We start from the raw sequence: 24,730 nt of genomic DNA, 5'->3' as shown, positions 1-24,730 counted from the left end.
GCTCAGGCCTTGACGGTGCGCTTTTCGATGCGTTTTTCGAAGGTGCCGACGATCACGCGGTCAACGAAAATACCCGGCGTGTGGATTTCGCTGGGCAGCAGCACGCCGGGCTCGACGATTTCTTCCACTTCGACCACGGTGATCTTGCCGGCGGTGGCAGCCAATGGGTTGAAGTTCTGCGCGGTGTTGCGGTACACCACGTTGCCGTAGTGGTCGGCCTTCCAGCCCTTGACGATGGCGAAGTCGCCGGTGATGGCTTCTTCAAGGATGTACTTGCGGCCCTTGAATTCGCGCACCTCCTTGCCCTCGGCAACCGGGGTGCCGTAGCCGGTGGCGGTGAAGAAGGCAGGAATACCGGCACCGCCAGCGCGCATCTTCTCGGCCAGGGTGCCCTGTGGGGTGAGTTCGACTTCCAGTTCTCCACTGAGCAACTGGCGTTCGAATTCGGCGTTTTCCCCCACGTAGGAGGCGATCATCTTGCGGATCTGCCGGTCTTCGAGCAGCACGCCCAGGCCAAAGCCATCGACCCCGCAGTTGTTGGAAACCACGGTCAGGCCCTTGACGCCAAGGCGCTTGATTTCGGCAATCAGGTTCTCAGGGATACCGCACAGGCCGAAGCCGCCGGCCAGTACCGTCATGTTGTCGGTCAGGCCTGCCAGGGCCTCTTCATAGGTTGCTACGCGCTTGTCCAGTCCGGCCATGCTGATCCGCCTTTTGTAGTTGTTGAACCGACGAGGCTGTCGGTGAGCGTGTGTCACCATCTTCACCGCTGGCGACTGATTTGTTAATTTTGTTTTCATCATCGATTGATAACTTTTCCAAAACAGCGATCGGGGCAGTCATGAACGTCAAGCAACTGCGCGCCTTCGTCGCCGTGGCCAAGTACCAGAGCTTTGCCCAGGCCGGCGAACACCTGCATGTCTCCCAACCGGCCCTGAGCCTGACCATCAAGGCGCTGGAGGACAACCTCGGCGGCGCCCTGCTCACCCGCACTACCCGCAGCGTCAGCCTGACCGCCGAGGGCGAGGTGCTGCTGCCGCTGGCCCGGCGCCTGCTGGCCGACTGGGACGACACCGAGGAAATGCTGCGCCAGCGCTTCACCCTGCAACTGGGCCGGGTGTCGGTGGCCGCCATGCCGGCGTTCGCCGGCAACCTGCTGCCGCATACGCTCAAGGTGTTCCGCCAGCGCTACCCGAAGGTCAATGTCACCGTCCACGACGTCATCAACGAGCAGGTGCTGGAACTGGTGCGCCACCGCCGCGTCGAACTGGGCATTGGCTTCGAGCCGGAAAACACCGACGGGCTGAACTTCCACCCGCTGTACATGGACCGTTTCGTTGCCGTGGTGCCCGCTGAATCACCCCTTTCCCGCCTGGCCCAGGTCAGCTGGGCGCAACTGCTGGCCGAGGACTTCATTGCCCTGCAACGCCCGTCTGCCGTGCGCCTGCTGCTGGAGCAGAATGTCGCGGCGCAGCACGGCAAGCTGGCGGTGGCGTTCGAAAGCCACCAGCTGTCAACCATCGGCCGCATGGTCGCCAGCGGGCTGGGGGTGAGTGCGGTACCCGCGCTGTGCATCAACCAGATGCAGGAGCTGGGCGCACGCTGCGTCACCCTGGTTGAACCCGCTGTAGAGCGGCGCATCGGCGTCATCGCCCTGAGCGACCACAAGCTGTCCACCGCCGCCCAGGCGCTGCTCGACGTACTGCTTTCCCATACCCAAACCCCGGAGGTGACATGCGTTACGTGAAACTGGCAGGTTGCGAAGTGCCCGCCATTGGCCAGGGCACCTGGTACATGGGCGAGGACCCCGCTCGCCGGGCGGCGGAGGTGGCGGCCCTGCAACAGGGCATCGAACAGGGCATGAGCCTGATCGACAGCGCCGAGATGTACGCCGAAGGTGGCGCCGAGGAAGTGGTCGGCCAGGCCATTGCCGGGCGCCGCGAACAGGTGTTTCTGGTCAGCAAGGTCTACCCGCACAACGCCAGCCGCCGCGGCGTGCCGGCGGCCTGCGAACGCAGCCTGCAGCGCCTGGGCACCGACGTGATCGACCTGTACCTGCTGCACTGGCGCGGCCAGTACCCGCTGGAGGAAACGGTCGAGGCCTTCGAACGCCTGCGCGAAGCGGGCAAGATCCGCCACTGGGGGGTGTCCAACTTCGATGTCGACGACCTGCGCGAACTGAACGCACCTGCCTGCGCCACCAACCAGGTGCTGTACAACCCGGCGCAGCGCGGTATCGAGTTCGACCTGCTGCCGTGGAGCCGGCAACGGGGCTTGCCGACCATGGCTTATTGCCCGCTGGCCCAGGCCGGGCGGCTGTTGCAGCACCCGATCATGCAGGAAATTGCCGAGCGCCATGGCGCTACGCCGGCGCAGGTGAGCCTGGCGTGGGTGACGCGCGAGGATGGGGTGATCGCCATTCCCAAGGCCGTTTCGCCGGCGCATGTGCAGTTGAATGCGGCGGCGGGGGAACTGGCCTTGAGCCGGGAAGATTTGCGGGCGATTGACCGGGCGTTTGCGGCGCCTACCCGCAAGCAGCAGCTGGCGATGGTCTGAAAGAGCGTGCGGGCTTCTTCGCGGAAACCCTGGGGCCGCTGCGCGCCCCATCGCGAGCTGCGCTCGCTCCTACCCGCGAGGAGGCCCGTGCGGTTAATGGAAATCCCGGCTTCTGACATCCAGTCCCTGCAACAACGGGCTGATGTCTTCCAGGCGCCGGGCGATCAAGTGCCGCACGCCCTGCTCCTGCTCCAGCCGCCCACTCACCTTGAGCAACTGAGCCCCCACCAGCGCCCGCCGCTGCCGCTCGGCCAGGTCACGCCAAACCACCACATTGACCATGCCGAGCTCATCCTCCAGGGTGACGAAGGTCACCCCGCTGGCCGTTTGCGGGCGCTGGCGCCCCACCACCAGCCCGGCCACGGCAATCGCATCGCCATGCCCGACATCCGCCAACTCGCCTGAACTGCGACAGCCCAATGCCCGCAGGCGAGTGCGCAGCAAGCACAACGGATGAGGCCCCAAGGTCGTGCCCAAGGTGTCATAGTCGGCCAGCAAATCCTCGCTGACGGTGGGTGCTGGCAATACCACCTGCGCTTGCGGCTGCGCCTGCACCTCGGCAAACAGCGGCAACTGTGGCTGCACCGCCGCTACTTGCCAGCGTGCCTGGTGGCGGTCTTGCGCCAGGGCACGCAGCGCACCCGCATCGGCCAGCCGGGCACGGGCACGGCTATCGAGCCCGGCACGCAGGCAGACGTCTTCCACATCGCGCCACGGCCGCTCGGCCCTGGCCTGCGCCAGGCGCCGGGCATCGGCCTCGTTGAAACCACGCACTTGGCGCAGCCCCAGGCGGATCGCCAACACCCCATTGCCATCAGGTTCCAGGGTGCAATCCCATTCGCTGTGCATTACATCCACCGGCCGCACCTCGATACCCTGGCGGCGCGCCTCCTGCAGCAACTGGTCGGGGCTGTAGAAGCCCATGGGCCAGCTGTTGACCAGGGCGCAGGTGAAAATCGCCGGCTCATGGCACTTCAGCCAACTGCTGGCATAGCACAGCAAGGCAAAGCTGGCGGCGTGCGACTCGGGGAAACCGTAGCTGCCAAAGCCCTTGATCTGCTCGAAGATACGTTCGGCGAAAGCCAGGTCGTAGCCGTTGCGCAGCATGCCCTGCACCAGCCGTTCACGGTGGGGCTCCAGGCCGCCATGGCGCTTCCAGGCCGCCATGCTGCGGCGCAACTGGTCGGCTTCGCCGGGGCTGTAGTCGGCGGCGACCATGGCCAGCTCCATCACCTGCTCCTGGAACAACGGCACGCCCAGGGTGCGCTCGAACACTTCCTTGAGCTTTTCCGAGGGGTAGGTCACCTGCTCCTTTTTCAGGCGCCGACGCAGGTACGGGTGCACCATGTCGCCCTGGATCGGCCCGGGGCGCACAATCGCCACCTCGATCACCAGGTCGTAGAAGGTGTTGGGCCGCAGCCGCGGCAGCATGGCCATCTGCGCCCGCGATTCGATCTGGAACACACCCATGGTTTCGGCACGGCTGATCATCGCGTAGGTGGCCGGGTCTTCGCCGGGGATGGTCGCCAGGGTCAACTGCCGGCCACGGTGGCGCTGCAGCAGGTCGAAACAGCGGCGCAAGGCGCTGAGCATGCCCAGCGCCAGCACATCGACCTTGAGCAGGCCGACCATGTCCAGGTCGTCCTTGTCCCACTGGATGACCGTGCGCTCGGCCATGGCGGCGTTTTCCACCGGCACCAGGTGGTCCAGCGGCTGTTCGGAAATGACGAAGCCGCCCGGGTGCTGCGACAGGTGCCGGGGAAAACCGATCAACTCGCCCGCCAGCACCAGGATACGCCGCAGCGAGGGGCTGCCGGGTTCAAAGCCCGCCTCGCGCAAACGCTGTTCATCGGGTATCCGGTCACTCCAGCGGCCGCAGCATTTGGCCAGGGCATCCACCTGGTCGGCCGGCAGCCCCAGCACCCGCGCCACGTCACGCACCGCGCCCGCGGCATGGTAGGTGTTGACCACCGCCGTCAGCGCGGCGCGGTGCCGGCCATAGCGGCGGAAAACGTACTGGATGACTTCTTCGCGGCGGTCGTGCTCGAAGTCCACATCGATATCGGGCGGCTCGTTGCGCTCACGTGACAGGAAGCGCTCGAACAACAGCCGATGCGCCATGGGGTCGAGTTCGGTGATGCCCAGCACGAAGCACACCACCGAATTGGCCGCCGACCCCCGGCCCTGGCAAAGGATGTGCTGGCTGCGGGCGAACGCGACGATGTCGTGCACGGTGAGGAAATAGCTCTCGTAACCCAGCTCCTCGATCAGCCCCAGTTCCCTGGCCAGCACTTCGCGTACCTTGCTGCTTGGGCCCGCCGGCCAGCGCAGCGGCAGACCGCGCTCGCACAGCTCGCGCAACCAGCTGGCGGGGCTATGGCCTTCGGGTACCAGCTCGCGCGGGTATTGGTAGCGCAATTGGCCAAGGTCGAACTGGCAGCGCTGCGCGATCACCAAGGTTTCCGCCAGCAGGTCGGCCGGGTACAGTTCGCCCAGTTGTTCCCGCGAGCGCAGGTGGCGCTCGCCGTTGGCGAACAGAAAACGCCCGGCCTCGGCCACGCTGCAGTGCTGGCGGATGGCGGTCATGCAGTCTTGCAGGGCACGGCGCCCACGCACATGCATGTGCACATCGCCACAGGCGACGGCGCGGATCCCCACGTGCCTGGCAAGCGCGAGCAAGCGGGCCAGGCGCTGGTCATCGGCGCTGCCCCGGTGCAGGTGCACGCCCAGCCACAAACGTTCGGCGAACACGCCCTGCAGCCATTGCCCAGGCTGCGGGTCGTCTGGCTCGTCGGGAATCCACAGCGCCAGCAAGCCTTCATGGTGCTGCAGCAGGTCGTCGGCGAACAGCTGGTACTCGCCCTTTTCGGCCCGGCGCCGGGCGCGGGTGATCAAGGCGCACAGGTGCTGGTAGCCCGTGAGGTTCTGCACCAGCAGTACCAACTTGGGGCCATCCTGCAAGCGTACTTCGCTGCCGACGATCAGGCGCAGTTGCCGGGCCTTGGCCGCCTGCCAGGCGCGCACCACACCGGCCAGGGTGCATTCGTCGGTGATCGCCAGGGCCTGGTAGCCCTGCTCGTGCGCCCGCCGAAACAGCTCTTCGGCGCTGGAGGCGCCGCGTTGGAAGCTGAAGTTCGACAGGCAATGCAATTCGGCATAGCCAGGGCCGTTCATGCGAACCAGCCTTGCAGCCACAACGGGCCGGGCTGAGCCAGGTCCTGGTAGGCCCAGCCGCGCAGGCCTTCACGGGTTTCGATGCAGTAGTAGTCGCGGCGCACGTCGCCGCCATCCCACCAGCCCGACTCGATGCGCTCGGCCTGCCCCAGTAAGCGGTGGCCAGCGTTGCCCAGGGCCTGCGGGGTGGGCAGCAACCAGCCAGGGCGGCTGCCGGGCGCGGCGGGCAGGCTGCCCAGGGCGCCCTGCTCGGCCTGCTGCCAGGCGCATTCCGGGCGATGGTCGGCCTCGGCGCGCAGGCCTTTGACCGCTTCATCGCCCAACCGCGCACGCAGGCGCTCGCGCAATTGCTCCCACGGCTGGGCCTGTTTTGCCCGTGGGTCGAACAGGGCCTGGTGTTGGGGCACGAACGGCGGCAAGTCGTCGGCGACCAGCCGCAGGTTGCGCACCGGCGCCGGGATGCGCAGTGGCTCCAGGCGCCCCCGGGCCAGTTCGAAGAGCATCGCGGCATCCCGTTCCGCGGCCAGCAGGCCCACTGGTAGCTGGGTGTCGGGGCCTTCTGCGTGCTCCAGGTGCAGCACGAAGCGCTGCACGCCACAGTCACGCCCGGCGAGGAAGGCAGCCAGGTCGTTGAGCATGCGCCGTAGCGGGAACAGCAAGGCCTGGTGCGATTCGACGTCGAAGTTGAGTTCCAGGCGGGTTTCGAAGCGGTCTGGGGGCTGGTAGAAGTCCAGCCCCAGGGTACGCAGGCCGAGCAGTTGGTCCAGGTGCAACTGCACCGGCGCGGCAAAACGCCTGGCCAGGGCATCACGCGGCAACGCCAGCACCTGCCCCAGCTGGCGCAGCCCCATGCGTGCGAAGGCTTCGGCGGCGTCCGCTGGCAGCCCGACACGGTTGACCGGCATGCGCGCCAGCGCCGCGCGGGTATCGTCGTTACTGAGCAATGCCAGGCCGTCATGGCCGTTGGCAAGCATGCGCGCGGCCACCGGGTTGGTGGCCAGCACGATACGCTGGCGCAACCCCAGTGCGGCCAGTTCTTCACGCAGGCGCGCCTCGAACACCGGCCAAGGGCCGAACAGCTGCAGGCTGGCACCCACTTCCAGCAGCACGGCGCGGGGGTAATGCAGGCTCACCTGGGCGCTGAACCGGTAGGCCCAGGCGGCCAGCAATTGCTGCAGTTGCTCGATACGCGCCGGGTCGGCTTCCACGCACTGAAAGCCGTCGGCCAGCGCCCGCGCGGCTGTCAGCGTTTGCCCCGCACGCAGGCCAAGCGCGGCCGCCGCGGGGTTGACCGCTTGCAGCACGCGCCGCTGCACCGGGCCACCGATCAGTACCAGGGGTGCATCGGCATCGTCACGCTCGCGCAGGATCGAGTCCAGCGCCAGCTGGGGCAAGAGAATGCAGGCCCAGAGCATGGCCCATCAGCCCCGCCCGGGGCAGGCGATAGGTGCCGCGGGCGGCAGGCCACCACGGCACTTGAGTACGCGCCACTGCGCCGGCCGGGTATCGATGGCGATACGCAGCGCCGCCGGCGACGGGTTGTGCGCGGCCTGTTGCGCCCGGCAGGCGAATGCCAGCGCCTGGCCGGTTTCAGCGGCCACCTGCAGCCGGCGCAGGGCGCGGTCGTCGGCGCGTTCCGGCCAGCACAGCACGGCGGCGCAACTGCCGGAGCGCAAACATTGTTCAGCCGCCCAGAGGCTGTCGGCCTGCGCGGCATTCACCTGCACCAGCCAGCGCAAATCCACGCCAGCGGCCTGCCAGGCCGGGGCGTAGGGAATGAACGGTGGCGCCACCAGCACCACCCGCCCGCCCTCGCCGCTCAGGCGTGCCAGGGTCGGCCACAACAACTGCAGTTCACCGCAGCCCGGGCTGGCCAGCAGCAGCTCGCTCAGGGCCGCTGCCGGCCAGCCGCCATCAGGCAGGCGCTGGTCGAGCGTGGCATGGCCGGTGGGTTGCAGCCCGGTGGGGCGAACCTGGCCCTGGCGGCCACGCCAGACCTGGCGCTGGTCGAGCAGCCGATCAAGGTCGACCACCGCGCCCATCAGTCACGCCTCAACAGGCCGCAGAACACGCCTTCGATGAAGAACTCGCGCTCGGGGCCCACGTCGATCGGCGCGTAGGCCGGGTTGCGCGGCAGCAGCCGATAACCGCCAGGCTGGCGCTGCAGGCGCTTGATGGTGACTTCGCCGTCCAGGCGGGCCACTACGATTTGCCCGTCGCGTGCATCGCCCTGCTGGCGGATGCCTACCAGGTCACCGTCGAAAATACCGTCGTCGACCATCGAGTCGCCGCGCACCTTGAGCAGGTAGTCGGGGGTGCGGCGAAACAGGCTGGGGTCGAGCAGCAATTGTTCGTGAATGCCGAGGTCCGGGCCGATTGGCGCACCGGCCGCCACCTGGCCGAGCACCGGCACTTCGAGAATTTCCGGCCGGCGCAAGGGCTCGGCCAGGCGGATGCCCCGCGCCTGGTTCGGCGTGACGTCGATGTAGCCGGCCTGGCACAGCGCGGTGATGTGCTTGCGCGCCACGCTGCGCGAGGCGAAACCGAAGCGGCTGGCGATGTCGGCCAGGCTCGGGGGCTGGCCATGGTCGGTAATTCGTTCGCGGATGAACGCGAGAATTGCCCGGCGTTTGGGAGTGAGATTGTCCATGGGGTACATTTGTACTCTTTTTGCCGCACACTGAACAGCCCCCTTTATCGTGCGCTTTGGTTATCATCCCTGCGCTTTTGTTTTTTGATTACCTGGATACCTGATGCTGACTGCCCTGCTGTTCGATCTCGATGGAACCTTGACCGACACCGACACCCTGCATTTGCAGGCCTTCCGCCAACTGCTGCACGACCATGACGGCCGCGAACTGACCCAGGCGCAATTCGATGCCCAGGTCAGCGGCCGCAGCAACGGCGAGTTGTTTGCCGAATTGTTTCCCCATGCCGACAAGGCGCAATGCCAGGCATTGGCCGAACGCAAGGAGGCCTTGTTCCGTGAACTGGCACCTGAACTCAAGCCGCTGCCGGGGCTGTTGAACCTGCTGGACCATGCCCGGGCCTGGGATATCGGCATGTGCGTGGTCACCAATGCGCCCCGGCTCAATGCCGAACACATGCTTGCGGCCATGGGGCTGCAGTCGCGTTTTGAACATGTGCTGGTGGCGGACGAACTGGCCCGGCCCAAGCCAGACCCGCTGCCCTACCTGACCGGGCTGCAACGCCTTGAAGCCGTGGCAGGCGAGGCGCTGGCGTTCGAGGATTCGCTGCCGGGGGTTACGGCAGCGAGCGGCGCTGGGATTTTTACCGTAGGGATTGCGACCACGCAGGCGCCAGAGCGTTTGATCGAGGCTGGGGCCAAGTTGGTGGTGAAGGATTTCAATGATCCGCGGTTGTGGGAATTGATCGAGGCCATGCACGGGTGAGGGTTCGGGTGGCCTCGGGTTCGACGGGAGAGGTGTAGCGCCTGTGAGATCGAGCGCCGCGCGGGCGGCGCTCGATCTCATAGGCACCACACCTCTACCGCCCTACACCCCCAAACCACTCATCACCTCCCCACCCAACCCTGTCGATTCCCTACCCCGCAAATCGACCAACTGCTGAACCCTCTCACGGAGTCAGCCCCCATGAGCACCCAACACCCGGTCGTCTCGCGCGCCCAATGGCTAGCCGCCCGCCAACAACTCTGGCTGCACGAAAAATCCCTCACCCACCAGCGCGACGCACTGGCCGCCGCCCGTCAGGCCCTGCCCTGGGTGAAGGTCGACAAACCCTACCGCTTCACCGGCCCGAACGGCGAACTGGGCCTGACCGACCTGTTCGCCGGGCGCAGCCAGCTGCTGCTCTACCACTTCATGTTCGCCGAAGGCTGGGACGAGGGTTGCCCCGGCTGCTCGTTCCTGGCCGACCACTTCGACGGTGCCAACCTGCACCTGGCCCATCACGACGTCTCACTGGTGGCGGTGTCACGCGCGCCCTACGAACAATTCCAAGCCTTCCGCCAGCGCATGGGCTGGCAGTTCCCTTGGTATTCCTCGGCAGGCAGTGGTTTCAACGAAGACTTTGGCGTAAGTGTCGGCGGCGAAGGCGAACGCCAGTACAACTACGAACCCTACAACGGTGGCGAAAGCGAACTGCCAGGCCTGAGCGCGTTTTTCAAGGACCAGGATGGCACCCTTTACCATACCTATTCCACCTACGCCCGCGGCCTGGACATCCTGGTCAACACCTACAACTTCCTCGACATCGCGCCCCTAGGGCGCAACGAAGCAGGCACCATGGACTGGGTACGGCATCACGACCGCTACCAGGGGCAAGCACAAAAGCCGCACTGCTGCCATGAATGAGGGGCGTCAGTTCCTCACACCGAGCATGCCGCGCTCGACGATGAAGTCGATCACCGCTTGCAGGCCCTCGCCTTTCTTCAGGTTGCTGAACGTCCAGGGGCGCTCCGGGCGCATGCGCCGGGTGTCGCGCTCCATCACCTCCAGCGAGGCCCCCACGTAAGGCGCAAGGTCGGTCTTGTTGATCACCAGGAAATCCGACTTGGTGATGCCAGGGCCGCCCTTGCGTGGGATTTTCTCGCCTTCGGCCACGTCAATGACGTAGATGGTCAGGTCGGCCAGCTCTGGGCTGAACGTGGCACTCAGGTTGTCGCCGCCACTTTCAACGAAGATCACTTCCAGGTTACCGAACTTGCGCGCCAGCGCTTCGACCGCCGCCAGGTTCATCGAGGCATCTTCGCGAATTGCGGTGTGCGGGCAGCCGCCGGTTTCCACGCCGACGATGCGCTCGGGCTCCAGGGCACCGGCCTCGGTGAGGATGCGTTGGTCTTCCTTGGTGTAGATATCGTTGGTGACCACGGCGATCTGGTAGTGGTCGCGCATGGCCTTGCACAGGCATTCGAGCAGCGCGGTCTTGCCGGAGCCGACCGGGCCGCCGACACCGACGCGCAGGGGTTGCTGATAGCTTTGCATGTAGGCAGTCCTCAGGAACGGAACAAACGGGTGTATTGGGTTTCGTGACGGGAAGAAGCAATGGCCAGCAGCGGCAGGCCGCCGCCCAGTTGCTCATCGCCCAGTGCCAGGGCGTGATCGAGCGCGCCGGGCAGCTCAGCCGACAGGTCGCGCAGCAGGGTTTGCGCTGCCTGCTGGCCGAACGGCACCAGCTTGACCCCGGCCATGACCGCACCTTCCAGCCAGGCAAAGGCCACGCCCAGGGCCAATTGGCGCAGCGGAATCTGCCAGTGCACGGCGAGCCAGGCCATGCCGCCCAGCTGGCTGAGCTCCAGGCTTGCGCGCCAGGCGGGCTCCTGGCCCAGCTGCCAGCCGTCGAGCAGGCGCGCCAGGGCCGAGCCGCGCTGCTGTTCTTCCAGGCGCAGCTCGGCGGTTTCCCGGTTGGCCAACAGGAAGCGGCTCCAGCGCGCGAACGCCGGCGCATCGCCCGCCTCGCAGGCGCGGTACAGGCGTGCCAGCAGCGGCCAGTCCAGGCAGGCCAGGGTGTCGTGCAGCTGCTCGCGCTGCCAGGCGCTGAAGCTGGCGGTGTCACGCACCCAGCCAGCCTCCACCGCCCACTCCAGGCCCTGGGAGTAGGTAAAGCCCCCTACCGGCAAGCCGGGGCTGGCCAGTTGCAGCAGGCGCAGCAGCGCCAGGTCGCTGTTCATCAACCGGCCAGTACCAGCGCGGCGCCGGCCAGCATGCCGCCGCCAAAGGCCTTCTGCAGGCCGCTGTGGCGGCGCAGCAGGCAACCGACGGCGAAACCGACTGCCAGCAGCAGGCCGCTGACCGTGACGAAGCCTGCGCTGAACATCCAGAACGCACTTGGGGTGGCTTCAACGCCATGGGCCCAGCCGTGGAACAAGGCGAACACCGGCATCGCCAGGGCCAGCAGCAGCTGGCGGCTGGGCAGCAACACGGCGGCAGCGGCCACCAGTACCGACACGGCGATCATGCTTTCCATGCCCAGCACGTCACCGAACAGGTGGCCGCACACGGCGCCGGCGAACATCGCGGCCAGGGTGGCCAGCGGCAAGGCCAGGTTGCGCCGGGTCAGCGCGGCGAGCACGCCGGTGCCGAGCAGCATCAGCAGGTGGTCCAGGCCGGTCAACGGGTGCAACAGGCCGTCCTGCAGGGGGTTGCCGTCATGCCCGGGGTGGGCGAAGGCAGGCAGTGCGACCATCAGTAGGGCCAGGGCGAAAATCTTTTTCATTGCAGGTTCCTTGGTTGAGAGGTTCAGGAAGGCAGGCGCACGAACGGGTGGTCGTGACCATGGCTATGGCTGCCGTGGCCGTGGCCGTGCGGCGCGCTCTGGTAGGCGCCGGCTTCCGGCTCGAACGGCGCCTGTTCGGTGTCTACCACCAGGCCCAGGCCGCGCAGCATGTCGTCGAGCACATGGTCATGCTGGTAACGCAACAGGCCAGGGTCGATCTGCAGCGGCACATGGCGGTTGCCCAGGTGGTAGGCGGCGCGGGCCAGCAGGTGCGGGTCGTCGCAGCGCACGGTCGACACCGTTTCAGCGGCAGCCAGCACACGCACCACCTGCTCGCCGCTGGCATCGGCAAGCAGTTCGCCGCCACGCAGCAGGTGGCCACGTTCCAGCATCAGGCCAGCGTCGCGGCCATCGTCGAGGGTCACCCGCAGGCGGCTCTTGATGCGGCTGTCGACATCCAGGGTAACGGTTGCAGTGACCGTGTCGGCGGCGCCGATGCGGCGGGTCAGGACAATCATCTTCACTCCTTCAGAACAGGAAATAACGCTGGGCCAGCGGCAGTTCGCTGGCCGGCTCGCACACCAGCAACTCACCGTCGGCACGCACCTGGTAGGTTTGCGAGTCGACTTCGATCACCGGCTGCAAGGTGTTGTGAACCATGTCGGCCTTGCGCACCCGGCGGCAGCCATGGGCCACGCCGATCAGGCTCTGCAGCCCCAGCTCCTGGTGCAGGCCACGGTCCATGGCGGCCTGGGGCAGGAATGTCATGCGCGTGGCATGGCGGGCAGCGCCCAGGGCACCGAACATCGGCCGGTAGTGCACCGGCTGCGGCGTCGGGATGGAGCCGTTGATGTCGCCCATGGGCGCGGTGGCGATCATCCCGCCCTTGATCACCAGGGCCGGCTTGACCGCGAAGAACGCTGGCGACCACAGCACCATGTCAGCCAGCTTGCCCACTTCCAGCGAGCCGACTTCATGGGCGATGCCGTGGGTCAGGGCGGGGTTGAGGGTGTACTTGGCGATGTAGCGCTTGACCCGGAAGTTGTCGCTGTAGCCGGTGTCCGGTGCCAACGGGCCACGGCGCAGTTTCATCTGGTGCGCCACCTGCCAGGTGCGCAGCACCACCTCGCCCACGCGGCCCATGGCCTGGGAATCGGACGAGGTCATGGCGAAGGCCCCCATGTCGTGGAGGATGTCTTCGGCGGCGATGGTTTCACGGCGGATGCGCGACTCGGCGAAGGCCACGTCCTCGGCGATGCTCGGGTCCAGGTGGTGGCAGACCATGAGCATGTCCAGGTGCTCGTCGACGGTGTTGACCGTATACGGCAGGGTCGGGTTGGTGGAGGACGGCAGCACGTTGGCCTGCCCGGCCGCGCGGATGATGTCCGGCGCATGGCCACCACCGGCGCCCTCGGTGTGGAAGGTATGGATGGTGCGGTCACCGATGGCGGCCAGGGTGTCTTCGATGCAACCCGACTCGTTGAGCGTGTCGGTGTGGATCGCCACCTGGATGTCCATTTCCTCGGCCACGCCCAGGCAGCAGTCGATGGCCGCCGGGGTCGAGCCCCAGTCTTCGTGCAGCTTGAGGCCCACCGCGCCGGCGGCGATCTGCTCGCGCAGGGCCTCCGGGCGCGAGGCGTTGCCCTTGCCCAGCAGGCCGATGTTGATCGGCAGGCAGTCGGCGGCCTGGAGCATGCGCGCCAGGTACCAGGGCCCTGGGGTGCAGGTGGTGGCGTTGGTACCGGTGGCAGGGCCGGTGCCGCCGCCAATGAAGGTGGTAACGCCGCTGGTCAGCGCCTCTTCGACCTGCTGCGGGCAGATGAAGTGGATGTGTGAGTCGATACCGCCTGCGGTCACGATCTTGCCTTCGGCGGCGATCACCTCGGTGCCGGGGCCCACCGGCACGGTCACGCCCGGCTGCACGTCGGGGTTGCCGGCCTTGCCGATGGCGGCGATGCGCCCGTGCTTGACGCCGATATCGGCCTTGACGATGCCCCAGTGGTCGATGATCAGGGCGTTGGTCAGCACCAGGTCCATGGCCTCGGCGCTAAGCATCTGGCCCTGGCCCATGCCGTCGCGAATAACCTTGCCACCGCCGAACTTCACCTCTTCGCCATAAATGGTGAAGTCTTTCTCGACCTCCACCCACAGCGCAGTGTCAGCCAGGCGCACGCGGTCGCCGACGGTAGGGCCGAACATGTCGGCGTAGGCCTGACGGGAAATACGGCTCATGCCCTGCCCTCCAGCGCGCCCATCACCTTGCCCTGGAAGCCGTGCACTTCGCGCTTGCCGGCGTAGGCCACCAGCTGCACGGTACGCGACTGGCCCGGTTCGAAGCGCACGGCGGTGCCGGCCGGGATGTCCAGGCGAAAGCCGCGGGTGGGCGCGCGCTCGAACACCAGCGCATCGTTGACTTCATAGAAGTGGTAGTGCGAACCGACCTGCACCGGCCGGTCGCCATGGTTGGCCACGCTGACGCTGACCGTGTCGCGGCCGGCGTTGAGTTCGATGTCGCCGGCGGCGACCTGGATTTCACCTGGAATCATGCTGGGCTCCTGCGCCAGGTCAGACGATGGGGTCGTGCACGGTCACCAGCTTGGTGCCGTCGGGAAAGGTGGCTTCGACCTGCACGTCATGCAGCATCTCGGCGACGCCCTCCATGACCTGCTCACGGCCCAGTACCTCGCGGCCCAGGCTCATCAGCTCGGCCACCGTGCGCCCATCCCGGGCGCCTTCGAGCACCGCGGCACTGATCAGTGCCACGGCCTCCGGGTAGTTGAGCTTCAGGCCACGGGCCAGGCGCCGTTCTGCCAACAAGGCGGCAGTGAACAGCAGCAGTTTGTCTTTCTCTCTTGGGGTCAGCTCCATTGCGCTCTCTCAAGTGGCCCAGATGCGCGGCGGGCACGCTGGCAGGCCGAGAACGGCCGGCCGCAATACGTGCCAGAGGCGCTGCAGGGTGTGTTGCAGGTGTTGGTTGTCGTGGTCGAGCAGGCGAATCACCAGCAGCGTGCCAAGCAAGGTGGCGCCGGCGGGGGTAGCGAGTTCGTCGAGCAAGGTGCGCACCTGCTCAAGCACGGCCGGGCTTGCCGGGGCTGCGCAGAATGTGGCGACCAGGGGGTGCTCGCCGACCTTGGCCAGGTGCCCGCCTTCGATGCGCAGGCGCTCGTGCAGGCCGGGCTCGCCTGGCAGTTCGATGCACAGGCGGCTGTCCAGCGCGCCACGCTCGAAACGCTCGTTCATCACTGGGCGGCCCAGGCACAAGGTTTCCCAGGCCAGCAGCTTGGCCCCGGGTTCGAGGGTGAAGCGGCTGTCGAGGCTGGCGCGGGCGCCGTTGAAGAAGATGCTGTCCTGGGGCAACCATTCCAGTGTGCTACCGGCTTGCAGGTGAAAATGCTGGGCCAGCCGCGCAGTCGGCCCGATGCTGCGGTAGAACTTGCTGGCACCGGGCATGGTGAGCAAGGCGTGGCTGCCGGGTTCGAGGTGGATATCCAGCTCCAGGCGGTCCCCAGCGACGATACCGCCGGGTGGGTGCAGCACATAAACGTGGCACGGCGCCCCTTCCGGATAGAACGGGCGCTGCACCAAAAGCGGGCCGAAATGGCGGCGCGCACCAAGGCGGGTCACACCGCTGCGCAAGACGAAGCGCAATTGCAGGTGCGCGCTCCAGCCCGCCGCCTGTTCCGATGGTTCGATCTGCTCCGCGAGCGACATCCTGCGGCCCCTTGATTTCCGTGGCCTTGCGGCCGTTTAGAGGGCCAGCCTGGGCGCTGTTGGAGCACTGGCAGACTGACCACTCGATCAAATTTCGCTGGCTGGATATAGCAGGTTGCGGGCCAACTACGCAGGTGAACGCACATGAAACTTTCAGGGCGATGGCTCTGGCATGGGGCATTCAGCGTGGCCGTGCCCATTGCCGGAGCAGCGCTTGGCCCCGTATCGGTGCTGCGCTAAAGTCTGTATTTTGCCCTCGGCCAAGGAATCGCCATGCCTCTCGCCCCCGCCATCCCGGTTCTGCGCATTTTTTCAGTGGAGAAGGCCAAGGAGTTCTACCTGGACTTCCTGGGCTTTGAGCTTGACTGGGAACACCGTTTCAACCCGGACCTGCCGCTGTACGCGCAGATTCACCGCGACGGCCTGATCCTGCACCTGAGCGAACACCACGGCGACGTCTGCCCTGGCGCCACGGTATTCGCCCGTACCGACGACCTGCGGGCACTGGAGCGCGAGCTGCTGGCCAAGCAGTACGGCTACGCCCGGCCCCAGGCCGAGCGGGTTGATTGGGGCCTGGAGATGCTGGTGCGCGACCCATTCGGCAACCTGATGCGCTTCTGCCAGCAGATCGACGACGAGGCTGCCCAGTGAAAGCCCTGAACAAACGCGAGCTGGCACGCCTGGAGCGTGAGCTGGTCGTGTGCCTGACCGAGGCCTGCGAAACCGCCAAGGCCGAGATTGTGGGGTTTTCCTGGTTGACCCATCGGCTGGTGCCCGACGATTTCCCGTCCAGCCTGCGCATCACCTGGGTGTTCGAGCGCGAGGCGCAAAAGGCGGCGGCCGTGGCCGGCACTGCCAAGGCGCGCATGCTGGCGCTGACGGGCCGAGCGCTCGATGAGGCGGGGGTGAAGCTGGACCATGTGGGCTGGCATGTGCGTTTCGACAGTGAAGAGGCCTGCGCGCGCAGCCATGGGGGGGATTGGAACAGGCGGCTTGCGAGCGCCCACCGCTAGAGGCGCTGAAAATCTCCCGCCCTGCACCCACCATTGCGGCCAATTCGTGACTGGCCGTTCCCGAGCCGCGAGGTTTGTATTATCGTGGCGTGGTGCGCATATAACAGCAGCCCGAGCGATCGGGCACTTGCAAGACAATCGAGGGTGTCATGAGTAACGAAAGCATTAACTGGGACAAGCTGGGTTTCGACTACATCAAGACCGACAAGCGCTACCTGTCCGTATGGCGCAATGGTGAGTGGGACAACGGCACCCTGACCGAAGACAACGTGCTGCACATCAGTGAAGGCTCCACTGCCCTGCACTATGGCCAGCAGTGCTTCGAAGGCCTCAAGGCCTACCGTTGCAAGGACGGCTCGATCAACCTGTTCCGCCCAGACCAGAACGCCGCCCGCATGCAGCGCAGCTGCGCGCGCCTGTTGATGCCGCAGGTGCCCACCGATGTGTTCATCGAAGCGTGCAAGCAAGTGGTCAAGGCCAACGAGAAATTCGTGCCGCCGCACGGCAAGGGCGCCCTCTACCTGCGCCCGTTCGTCATCGGCACCGGCGACAACATTGGCGTGCGCACCGCCCCCGAGTTCATCTTCTCGGTATTTGCCATCCCGGTTGGCTCCTACTTCAAGGGCGGCATGAAGCCGCACAACTTCCAGATTTCCAGCTTCGACCGCGCCGCCCCACAAGGCACCGGCGCGGCCAAGGTCGGTGGCAACTACGCCGCCAGCCTGCAGCCAGGCGCTGAAGCCAAGAAGGCCAGCTTCGCCGACGCCATCTACCTCGACCCACTGACCCACACCAAGATCGAGGAAGTCGGTTCGGCCAACTTCTTCGGCATTACCGCCAACAACGAGTTCGTGACCCCGAAATCGGCTTCGGTACTGCCAGGCATCACCCGCCTGTCGCTGATGGAACTGGCGCAATCGCGCCTGGGCCTGACCGTGATCGAAGGCGATGTCGAAATCAACAAGCTCGACCGTTTCATCGAAGCCGGCGCCTGCGGCACCGCTGCCGTCATCACCCCAATCGGCGGCATCGAGTACAACGGCAAGCTGCACGTGTTCCACGACCTGGAAAAAGTCGGCCCTGTGACCCAGAAGCTCTACAACGAGCTGACCGGCATCCAGAGCGGTGACGTCGAAGCGCCTGCCGGCTGGATCGTCAAGGTCGCCTGAGGCCTGCAGCCGCTACAACAACGGGGCATGCCAGCCATGGCATGCCCCGTTTTCGTTTTGACGTTTTGTAGATGAATTTTTCTTAAATCGCCGTTTGGCTATTCTTTGGCACAATCAAATCTCTTTTAGACGCCCAGGAACGAGCATGCCACGCGTACTGACCATCGAAGACGACGCCGTCACCGGCCAGGAAATCGTCGCCGAACTCTCCAGCCACGGCCTGGATGTGGAATGGGCCGACAACGGCCGCGAGGGCCTGGCCAAGGCCATCGCCGGCGGTTACGACCTGATCACCCTGGACCGCATGCTGCCCGAGGTCGATGGCCTGACGATCGTGACCACCCTGCGCAACCTCAAGATCACCACGCCGATCCTGATGATCAGCGCCCTGTCCGACGTCGACGAACGGGTGCGTGGCCTGCGTGCCGGCGGTGACGACTACCTGACCAAGCCGTTCGCCTCCGATGAAATGGCCGCCCGGGTCGAAGTGCTGCTGCGCCGCAACAGCGTGCCGATGACCCAGACGCGCCTGCAGGTCGCCGACCTGCAACTGGACCTGATCAGCCATGAAGCCCGCCGTGGCGAGCAAACCCTCAACCTGCTGCCCACCGAATACAAGCTGCTGGAGTACCTGATGCGCCACAGCGGCCAGGTAATCACGCGGATGATGATTTTCGAGGAAGTCTGGGGCTACCACTTCGACCCCGGTACCAACCTGATCGACGTGCACATTGGCCGCCTGCGCAAGAAAATCGATTCGCCTGGCCAGTCGCCGCTGATCCGTACGGTACGGGGCTCGGGCTATGCCATTGCTGAACCCGTCTAAGGGCTGGAGTTCGTCCACCAGCCGCCTGCTGGCGCTGTACAGCTTCCTGTTCGTGGCCTGGAGCAGCATCCTCATGGGGGTGCTGTACTTCGAGGTGTCCAGCTACCTGAACAAGCTCACCCGCCACTCCATGCTGCAACGCCAGCACCTGTTCGCGCACATGACCGGCAAACAGCTGGACGACGCCTTGCTGGCCAGCCAGGCCTTCGAGGAACGTGCCTTCGATGCCTACGGCCTGTTCGACGCGCAGTTCAACCCGGTGGGCGGGCGCATTCGCGCGATACCGCCGGACCTCGGCCTGGACGGCAAGGTTCACGAACTCAAGCGCTGCCTGGACGCCGATGACCCGCACATGCCCCGCGACAGCTGCGATGCGGTGGCGATCAAGGTGCAGGATGGCCGCTGGCTGGTGCTGTTCCGCGACAACGGCTCGCTGTTCGTGGTCACCCGCATCATCCTGCATGCCTTGCTGTGGGGCATCTCGTTGACACTGATTCCGGGGTTTGCCGGCTGGTACTGGCTACGCCGACGCCCGCTCAAGCGCATCCGCGCGATCCAGGCCCAGGCCGAGCTGATCGTCGCCGGCGACCTCACCCACCGCCTGCCGCTGTCGGCCCGGCGTGACGAGCTGGACATGCTGGCCGACATCGTCAATGCCATGCTCGACCGCATCGAGCGGCTGATGCACGAGGTCAAGGGCGTGTGCGACAACATTGCCCACGACCTGCGCACACCGCTGACCCGGTTGCGGGCGCAGCTGTACCGTATTCGCCAGCACAGCAACGTCGACGCGGCCCAGGCCGAGGCACTGGACCAGGCCATTGGTGAAACCGACACACTGATGGCACGCTTTCGTGGCCTGCTGCGCATCAGTGAACTGGAAGACCGCCAGCGCCGCGCCGGCTTCGTGCAGCTCGACCCGCACGAGCTGCTGGTGGAACTGCACGATTTCTACCTGCCGCTGGCCGAGGACGGCGGTATTCGCCTGAACCTGCAGCAACCTGAGCAATTGCCGCCCTTGCACGGCGACCGTGAGCTGCTGTTCGAGGCGCTGGCGAACCTGGTGGGCAACGGTATCAAGTTCACCCCCGAAGGTGGCCGGGTGGCGATCAGGGCGAGCCAGGATGAGACCGGTGTGCACATCGCCATCGAAGACAGCGGGCCGGGGATTCCCGAGCAGGAACGGGCTGCGGTGTTGAAGCGCTTCTACCGCAGTGATGAAGGGCACCGGCATTCCGGTTTCGGGCTGGGGTTGTCGATCGTTGCGGCGATCGTCGACCTGCATGGGTTCGGGCTGGAGATTGGTGAAAGCGAGCTGGGTGGGGCGAAGCTGGTGTTGCATTGCCCGCTTGCCGGGCTGGCCAAGTGAACCTGAGCGCCGCCTAGGCGGCGCCATCGCGAGCTGCGCTCGCTCCTACGGGGCCAGCGCAAGGCCCGTAGGAGCGAGCGTAGCTCGCGATGGCATCACGCCGATCAGTCGGCCAGGCGCCAGGTGGTCGTGCCCTTGCTGTCTTCCAGCACCACGCCCATGGCCGTCAACTGGTCACGGATACGGTCGGATTCGGCCCAGTTCTTCTCCGTACGCGCCGCCAGGCGCGCCTGGATCAAACCTTCCACTTCAGCGGCGTCAACCTTGCCTTCGGCGCCGGCACGCAGGAAGTCATCGGCCTCCAGTTGCAGCACACCCAGCACATCGCCCAGCTCGCGCAGGCGACCGGCAAGGCCGGCAGCTGCAGCCGGGTCGCTGTCACGCAGGCGGTTGATCTCGCGCACCAGGTCGAACAGCACGGCGCAGGCTTCGGGGGTGCCGAAGTCGTCGTTCATGGCCACGCTGAAGCGCTCGACGAACGCCTCGCCACCCTGGGCGGCCACCCGCGGCAAGCCGCGCAGTGCGTGGTAGAAACGCTCCAGGGCGCCCTTGGCGTCGCGCAGGCTGTCTTCCGAGTAGTTGATCGCGCTGCGGTAGTGGCTGGCCACCAGCAGGTAACGCACCACTTCCGGGTGGTACTTGTCGAGCACGTCACGGATGGTGAAGAAGTTGTTCAACGACTTCGACATCTTCTCGCCATTGATGCGGATCATGCCGCAGTGCATCCAGGCGTTGGCGTACTGCTTGCCGGTGGCCGCCTCGCTCTGGGCGATCTCGTTCTCGTGGTGCGGGAACTCCAGGTCGCTGCCGCCACCGTGGATGTCGAAGCTTTCGCCCAGGCAGCAGGTGGACATCACCGAGCACTCGATGTGCCAGCCCGGACGGCCCGGGCCCCACGGTGAATCCCAGTACGGCTCGCCCGGCTTCACGCCCTTCCACAGCACGAAGTCGAGCGGGTCTTGCTTGGCTTCGTCCACCTCGATGCGGGCACCGATGCGCAGGTCTTCGATCTTCTTGCGCGACAGCTTGCCGTAGCCGACGAACTTGCCCACCCGGTAGTACACGTCGCCGTTACCCGGCGCGTAGGCGTAGCCTTTGTCGATCAGGGTCTGGATCATCGCGTGCATGCCGGCGATATGGTCGGTGGCACGCGGTTCCAAGTCCGGCTTGAGGATGTTCAGGCGGCGCTCGTCTTCGTGCATCGCCTCGATCATGCGTGCGGTCAGGGCGTCGAATGCCTCGCCGTTCTCGTTGGCACGGTTGATGATCTTGTCGTCGATGTCGGTGATGTTGCGCACGTAGGTCAGGTCGTAGCCGCTTTTACGCAGCCAGCGCGTCACCAGGTCGAACGCCACCATGCTGCGGCCATGGCCAAGGTGGCAGTAGTCGTACACGGTCATGCCGCACACGTACATGCGCACCTTGTTGCCATCGAGCGGCTTGAAGGTTTCCTTGGTCTTGCTCAGCGTGTTGTAGATGGTAAGCACGGTGGTTCCTTAGCTGCCCCAGGAGTCACGCAGGGTGACGGTGCGGTTGAACACCGGGCGGCCCGGCTGGCTGTCCTTGAGGTCGGCGCAGAAGTAGCCTTCGCGCTCGAACTGGAAGCGGTCCTCTGGCTGCGCCTGGCCCAGCGATGGCTCGGCACGGCAGCCGCTCAGCACCTGCAGGGAGTCGGGGTTGATGTTGTCCAGGAAGCTGCCACCGTCCTCGGTTTTCTCCGGGTTGGCGGAGCGGAACAGGCGGTCGTACAGGCGCACTTCGCACTCGATGCTGCCTTCGGCCGGCACCCAGTGGATCACGCCCTTGACCTTGCGGCCTTCGGGGTTCTTGCCCAGGGTGTCCGGGTCGTAGGAGCAGCGCAGCTCGACGATGTTGCCGTCGGCGTCCTTGATCGCCTCGTCGGCGCGAATCACGTAGCTGCCGCGCAGGCGCACTTCACCGGCCGGTTCCAGGCGCTTGTAGCCCTTGGGCGGCGCTTCCATGAAGTCGTCACGGTCGATGTACAGCTCGCGGGCGAACGGCAGCACGCGCACGCCCATGTCTTCCTTCGGGTGGCGCGGCAGTTCAAGCTGCTCGACCTGGCCTTCAGGGTAGTTGGTGATGACCACCTTGAGCGGGCGCAGCACGCACATGGCGCGTGGCGCGGTGCGGTCGAGGTCGTCACGGATGCTGAATTCGAGCATCGACATGTCGACCACACCATCGGAGCGGTTGGTGCCGACCATTTCGCAGAAATTGCGGATCGAGGCCGGGGTGTAGCCACGACGACGGAAGCCCGACAGGGTGGACATGCGCGGGTCATCCCAGGCGCTGACGTGCTTTTCGTCCACCAGCTGCTTGAGCTTGCGTTTGGAGGTGATGGTGTAGTTCAGGTTCAGGCGGCTGAACTCGTACTGGCGCGGGCGTGCCGGCACCGGCAGGTTGTCGAGGAACCAGTCGTACAGCGGGCGGTGGCCTTCGAATTCGAGGGTGCAGATCGAATGGGTGATGCCCTCGATGGCGTCCGACTGGCCGTGGGTGAAGTCGTAGTTGGGGTAGATGCACCACTTATCGCCGGTCTGGTGGTGGTGGGCGTGGCGAATGCGGTACAGGATCGGGTCGCGCAGGTTCATGTTCGGCGAAGCCATGTCGATCTTGGCACGCAGCACGCGCTCGCCGTCCTTGAACTCGCCGGCCTTCATGCGCGCGAACAGGTCGAGGTTTTCCTCGACGCTGCGCTCGCGGAACGGGCTGTTCTTGCCCGCTTCGGTCAGGCTGCCGCGGTATTCCTTGGCCTGCTCGGGGGTGAGGTCGCAGACATAGGCCTTGCCACGCTTGATCAGCTCAACGGCCCAGTCGTGCAGCTGGTCGAAGTAGTTGGAGGCATAGCGCACTTCGCCGGCCCATTCGAAGCCCAGCCACTTGACGTCGCTTTGGATGGCGTCGATGTACTCCTGGTCTTCCTTGGCCGGGTTGGTGTCGTCGAAACGCAGGTGGCAGACGCCGCCGAACTCCTTGGCCAGGCCGAAGTTCACACAGATCGACTTGGCGTGGCCGATGTGCAGGTAGCCATTGGGCTCCGGCGGGAAGCGAGTGACGATGGCGCTGTGTTTGCCGGCGTCCAGGTCGGCCTGGATGATCGGCCGCAGGAAATTCGCAGGGACGGCGGGAGCGCCTTTGGCGGCGGCGTTGGGCGCGTTGTCGGCAGTGGGCTTGCTCATAGGATCCTTGAATGCACGTATCCGGCCGGGTAGGCCGATTGAATCAAAGGGCCTATCATAGCCGAAGCAGTCAAGCTGCTGACAGCCGGGCACCGACAAACTGGCGCGATTTATCGCGATCCGTGCAAAATGATCGCCCTGCGCGATGAACCACGAACATGTGTCGCGGTTGCCCGATCCTGCGTCAGGTGACTAAACGCGCACTGCGCAGCCTATTCCTGTATGCCTTGAAAGAGCGAATTTCAGCATGTCCAAAGTCAAACTGAGCACCAACCACGGCGACATCGTCCTGCAACTGGACGCGGAAAAAGCGCCGCTGACCACCGAGAACTTCGTTCAGTACGTCAAGGACGGCCACTACGACGGCACCGTGTTCCACCGCGTGATCAAGGGTTTCATGATCCAGGGCGGCGGTTTCGAAGCCGGCATGAACCAGAAGAAAACCCGCGCCAGCATCCAGAACGAAGCTGACAACGGCCTGAAGAACACCAAGTACAGCATTGCCATGGCCCGCACCATGGAGCCGCACTCCGCTTCGGCGCAGTTCTTCATCAACGCCTCCGACAACGACTTCCTCAACCACAGCGGCAAGAACGTGCAGGGCTGGGGCTACGCCGTGTTCGGCGAAGTGACCGAAGGCCGTGAAATCGTCGACGCCATCGAAAAAGTCGCCACCGGCTCCAAGGCTGGCCACCAGGACGTACCGAAAGAAGACGTGGTGATCGAGAAAGCCGAGATCATTGAGTGATCCTGCTGATCTCCGATCTGCATTTGCAAGAAGAACGCCCGGATATTACCCGGGCGTTTCTTGATCTGCTCGACGGCCGCGCCCGTCACGCCAAGGCGCTGTATATCCTCGGTGATTTCTTCGAAGCGTGGATCGGCGACGATGCCATGACCGCGTTCCAGCAGTCGATCTGCCAGGCCTTGCGCCAGCTGAGTGACAGCGGTACGGCCATCTACCTGATGCACGGCAACCGTGATTTCCTGATTGGCCAGGCCTTCTGCAAGGCGGCTGGCTGCACCCTGCTGGCCGACCCGAGCGTGATCGAGCTGGGCGGTGAGCAGGTGTTGCTGATGCACGGCGACACCCTGTGTACCCGCGATGTGGGCTACATGAAGTTACGCCGCTACCTGCGCAACCCGCTGACGCTGTGGGTGCTGCGCCACCTGCCGCTGGCCAGCCGGCAGAAGCTGGCGCGCAAGCTGCGCAGTGAAAGCCGTGCGCAAACACGCATGAAGGCTACCGAAATCGTCGACGTTACCCCGGAGGAAGTGCCGAAGGTGATGGCGGCGCATGGCGTGCGCACCCTGGTGCATGGCCATACCCACCGGCCGGCGATTCACAAGCTGGTGGTGGACGGTGAGCCGGCGCGGCGCATCGTGCTGGGGGACTGGGACCGGCGCGGCTGGACCCTGCAAGTCGATGGCCAGGGCTTTGCCCTGGAGCCGTTCGAGTTTTCCTGAAAAGACTTCGTCAGCTTTGGTTCGCGGGGCAAGCCCGCTCCTACAGGGGG

Annotated in this window: 26 protein-coding genes; 11 read left to right on the top strand and 15 right to left on the bottom strand. The window is 65.6% G+C overall.

The genetic code is table 11. From position 1 onward, the window contains the following. Window positions 1–2: 2 nt before the first annotated feature. The gene (locus F3J44_RS01705) at window positions 3–701 is read right to left on the bottom strand and encodes a CoA transferase subunit A (protein ID WP_167270242.1); all 699 of its coding nucleotides are present in this window, start codon (window positions 699–701) and stop codon (window positions 3–5) included. A 140-nt stretch (window positions 702–841) separates the two neighbouring features. Here F3J44_RS01705 and F3J44_RS01700 point away from each other — a divergent pair, with 140 nt between their 5' ends. Both F3J44_RS01700 and F3J44_RS01695 read left to right on the top strand, forming a co-directional pair. Next, a complete protein-coding gene (locus F3J44_RS01700; RefSeq protein WP_167270240.1) occupies window positions 842–1,747 on the top strand; it encodes a LysR family transcriptional regulator in 906 nt (301 codons plus the stop codon). Then, window positions 1,735–2,556 (top strand): aldo/keto reductase, encoded by an 822-nt coding sequence (locus F3J44_RS01695; RefSeq protein ID WP_167270237.1) that lies wholly within the window; start codon window positions 1,735–1,737, stop codon window positions 2,554–2,556. Before F3J44_RS01700 ends, F3J44_RS01695 begins: the two co-directional genes overlap by 13 nt. Window positions 2,557–2,649: 93 nt before the next feature. Here the strand turns inward: F3J44_RS01695 and F3J44_RS01690 are convergent, their stop codons facing one another. The 4 genes from F3J44_RS01690 to lexA are packed head-to-tail and all read right to left on the bottom strand — an operon-like array spanning window position 2,650 to window position 8,380. Beyond that, entirely contained in the window at window positions 2,650–5,751 is a 3,102-nt protein-coding gene (locus F3J44_RS01690; protein WP_370526688.1) for an error-prone DNA polymerase, read from the bottom strand. Continuing rightward, window positions 5,727–7,145, bottom strand: a complete 1,419-nt coding sequence (locus F3J44_RS01685) for a DNA polymerase Y family protein (RefSeq protein ID WP_167270233.1) — start codon at window positions 7,143–7,145, stop codon at window positions 5,727–5,729. Before F3J44_RS01685 ends, F3J44_RS01690 begins: the two co-directional genes overlap by 25 nt. Before the next feature lie 6 nt (window positions 7,146–7,151). Continuing rightward, window positions 7,152–7,772 (bottom strand): translesion DNA synthesis-associated protein ImuA, encoded by a 621-nt coding sequence (imuA, locus tag F3J44_RS01680; protein WP_167069835.1) that lies wholly within the window; start codon window positions 7,770–7,772, stop codon window positions 7,152–7,154. Next, on the bottom strand, window positions 7,772–8,380 hold the full coding sequence (gene lexA / locus F3J44_RS01675; RefSeq protein ID WP_167270231.1) for a transcriptional repressor LexA: 609 nt from the start codon (window positions 8,378–8,380) through the stop codon (window positions 7,772–7,774). Before lexA ends, imuA begins: the two co-directional genes overlap by 1 nt. 103 nt (window positions 8,381–8,483) lie before the next feature. Between lexA and F3J44_RS01670 the strand changes: the two genes are divergently transcribed. Next, entirely contained in the window at window positions 8,484–9,143 is a 660-nt protein-coding gene (locus F3J44_RS01670) for an HAD family phosphatase (protein ID WP_167270229.1), read from the top strand. Between the two features lie 201 nt (window positions 9,144–9,344). Then, window positions 9,345–10,064, top strand: coding sequence for a thioredoxin family protein (locus tag F3J44_RS01665; RefSeq protein ID WP_167270228.1), 720 nt, complete (start codon window positions 9,345–9,347; stop codon window positions 10,062–10,064). A gap of 6 nt (window positions 10,065–10,070) precedes the next feature. On the opposite strand, the gene ureG is transcribed toward F3J44_RS01665, so the two are convergent. Genes ureG through F3J44_RS01625 form a run of 8 tightly spaced genes read right to left on the bottom strand, consistent with a single transcriptional unit; the run spans window position 10,071 to window position 15,636 of the window. Further along, entirely contained in the window at window positions 10,071–10,694 is a 624-nt protein-coding gene (gene ureG, locus F3J44_RS01660; RefSeq protein WP_167069843.1) for an urease accessory protein UreG, read from the bottom strand. Between the two features lie 11 nt (window positions 10,695–10,705). Then, window positions 10,706–11,380, bottom strand: a complete 675-nt coding sequence (locus tag F3J44_RS01655) for an urease accessory protein UreF (RefSeq protein ID WP_167069845.1) — start codon at window positions 11,378–11,380, stop codon at window positions 10,706–10,708. Continuing rightward, window positions 11,380–11,925 (bottom strand): HupE/UreJ family protein, encoded by a 546-nt coding sequence (locus tag F3J44_RS01650; protein ID WP_167270226.1) that lies wholly within the window; start codon window positions 11,923–11,925, stop codon window positions 11,380–11,382. The genes F3J44_RS01655 and F3J44_RS01650 overlap by 1 nt, the downstream gene beginning before the upstream one ends. A 23-nt stretch (window positions 11,926–11,948) precedes the next feature. Next, a complete protein-coding gene (ureE, locus tag F3J44_RS01645; protein ID WP_167270224.1) occupies window positions 11,949–12,443 on the bottom strand; it encodes an urease accessory protein UreE in 495 nt (164 codons plus the stop codon). 10 nt (window positions 12,444–12,453) lie between these two features. Continuing rightward, a complete protein-coding gene (gene ureC / locus F3J44_RS01640) occupies window positions 12,454–14,157 on the bottom strand; it encodes an urease subunit alpha (protein ID WP_167270222.1) in 1,704 nt (567 codons plus the stop codon). Continuing rightward, window positions 14,154–14,471, bottom strand: a complete 318-nt coding sequence (locus F3J44_RS01635; RefSeq protein WP_167069851.1) for an urease subunit beta — start codon at window positions 14,469–14,471, stop codon at window positions 14,154–14,156. Before F3J44_RS01635 ends, ureC begins: the two co-directional genes overlap by 4 nt. A gap of 19 nt (window positions 14,472–14,490) precedes the next feature. Further along, window positions 14,491–14,793, bottom strand: coding sequence for an urease subunit gamma (locus tag F3J44_RS01630; RefSeq protein ID WP_167069853.1), 303 nt, complete (start codon window positions 14,791–14,793; stop codon window positions 14,491–14,493). A 9-nt stretch (window positions 14,794–14,802) separates the two neighbouring features. After that, a complete protein-coding gene (locus F3J44_RS01625; protein WP_167069855.1) occupies window positions 14,803–15,636 on the bottom strand; it encodes an urease accessory protein UreD in 834 nt (277 codons plus the stop codon). Window positions 15,637–15,909: 273 nt separating this feature from the next. On the opposite strand from F3J44_RS01625, the gene F3J44_RS01620 reads away from it, so the two are divergent. The 5 genes from F3J44_RS01620 (at window position 15,910) to F3J44_RS01600 (ending at window position 20,013) form a co-directional block, all read left to right on the top strand. Next, a complete protein-coding gene (locus F3J44_RS01620; RefSeq protein WP_167270220.1) occupies window positions 15,910–16,287 on the top strand; it encodes a glyoxalase superfamily protein in 378 nt (125 codons plus the stop codon). Continuing rightward, complete coding sequence (locus F3J44_RS01615; protein WP_167069859.1) at window positions 16,284–16,649, top strand: hypothetical protein; 366 nt, start codon at window positions 16,284–16,286, stop codon at window positions 16,647–16,649. The genes F3J44_RS01620 and F3J44_RS01615 overlap by 4 nt, the downstream gene beginning before the upstream one ends. Window positions 16,650–16,798: 149 nt before the next feature. Next, complete coding sequence (locus tag F3J44_RS01610) at window positions 16,799–17,818, top strand: branched-chain amino acid aminotransferase (RefSeq protein WP_167069862.1); 1,020 nt, start codon at window positions 16,799–16,801, stop codon at window positions 17,816–17,818. Window positions 17,819–17,963: 145 nt separating this feature from the next. Beyond that, entirely contained in the window at window positions 17,964–18,644 is a 681-nt protein-coding gene (locus F3J44_RS01605) for a response regulator transcription factor (RefSeq protein ID WP_167069864.1), read from the top strand. Further along, window positions 18,622–20,013 (top strand): HAMP domain-containing sensor histidine kinase, encoded by a 1,392-nt coding sequence (locus F3J44_RS01600; protein ID WP_167069866.1) that lies wholly within the window; start codon window positions 18,622–18,624, stop codon window positions 20,011–20,013. The genes F3J44_RS01605 and F3J44_RS01600 overlap by 23 nt, the downstream gene beginning before the upstream one ends. A gap of 104 nt (window positions 20,014–20,117) precedes the next feature. On the opposite strand, the gene cysS is transcribed toward F3J44_RS01600, so the two are convergent. Both cysS and F3J44_RS01590 read right to left on the bottom strand, forming a co-directional pair. After that, the gene (cysS, locus tag F3J44_RS01595; RefSeq protein ID WP_167069868.1) at window positions 20,118–21,500 is read right to left on the bottom strand and encodes a cysteine--tRNA ligase; all 1,383 of its coding nucleotides are present in this window, start codon (window positions 21,498–21,500) and stop codon (window positions 20,118–20,120) included. Window positions 21,501–21,509: 9 nt separating this feature from the next. Then, entirely contained in the window at window positions 21,510–23,213 is a 1,704-nt protein-coding gene (locus F3J44_RS01590) for a glutamine--tRNA ligase/YqeY domain fusion protein (RefSeq protein ID WP_167069870.1), read from the bottom strand. Between the two features lie 247 nt (window positions 23,214–23,460). Between F3J44_RS01590 and F3J44_RS01585 the strand changes: the two genes are divergently transcribed. Beyond that, complete coding sequence (locus F3J44_RS01585; RefSeq protein ID WP_167069872.1) at window positions 23,461–23,961, top strand: peptidylprolyl isomerase; 501 nt, start codon at window positions 23,461–23,463, stop codon at window positions 23,959–23,961. Continuing rightward, on the top strand, window positions 23,958–24,680 hold the full coding sequence (gene lpxH / locus F3J44_RS01580; RefSeq protein WP_167270218.1) for a UDP-2,3-diacylglucosamine diphosphatase: 723 nt from the start codon (window positions 23,958–23,960) through the stop codon (window positions 24,678–24,680). Before F3J44_RS01585 ends, lpxH begins: the two co-directional genes overlap by 4 nt. The last annotated feature ends 50 nt before the right edge of the window (window positions 24,681–24,730 follow it).

Source organism: Pantoea sp. Tr-811 (genome assembly GCF_011752535.1).
Taxonomy (GTDB): Bacteria; Pseudomonadota; Gammaproteobacteria; order Pseudomonadales; family Pseudomonadaceae; genus Aquipseudomonas.
Note: the sequence above shows the minus strand (reverse complement) of the source record. Positions and strands in the feature narration are given on the sequence as shown.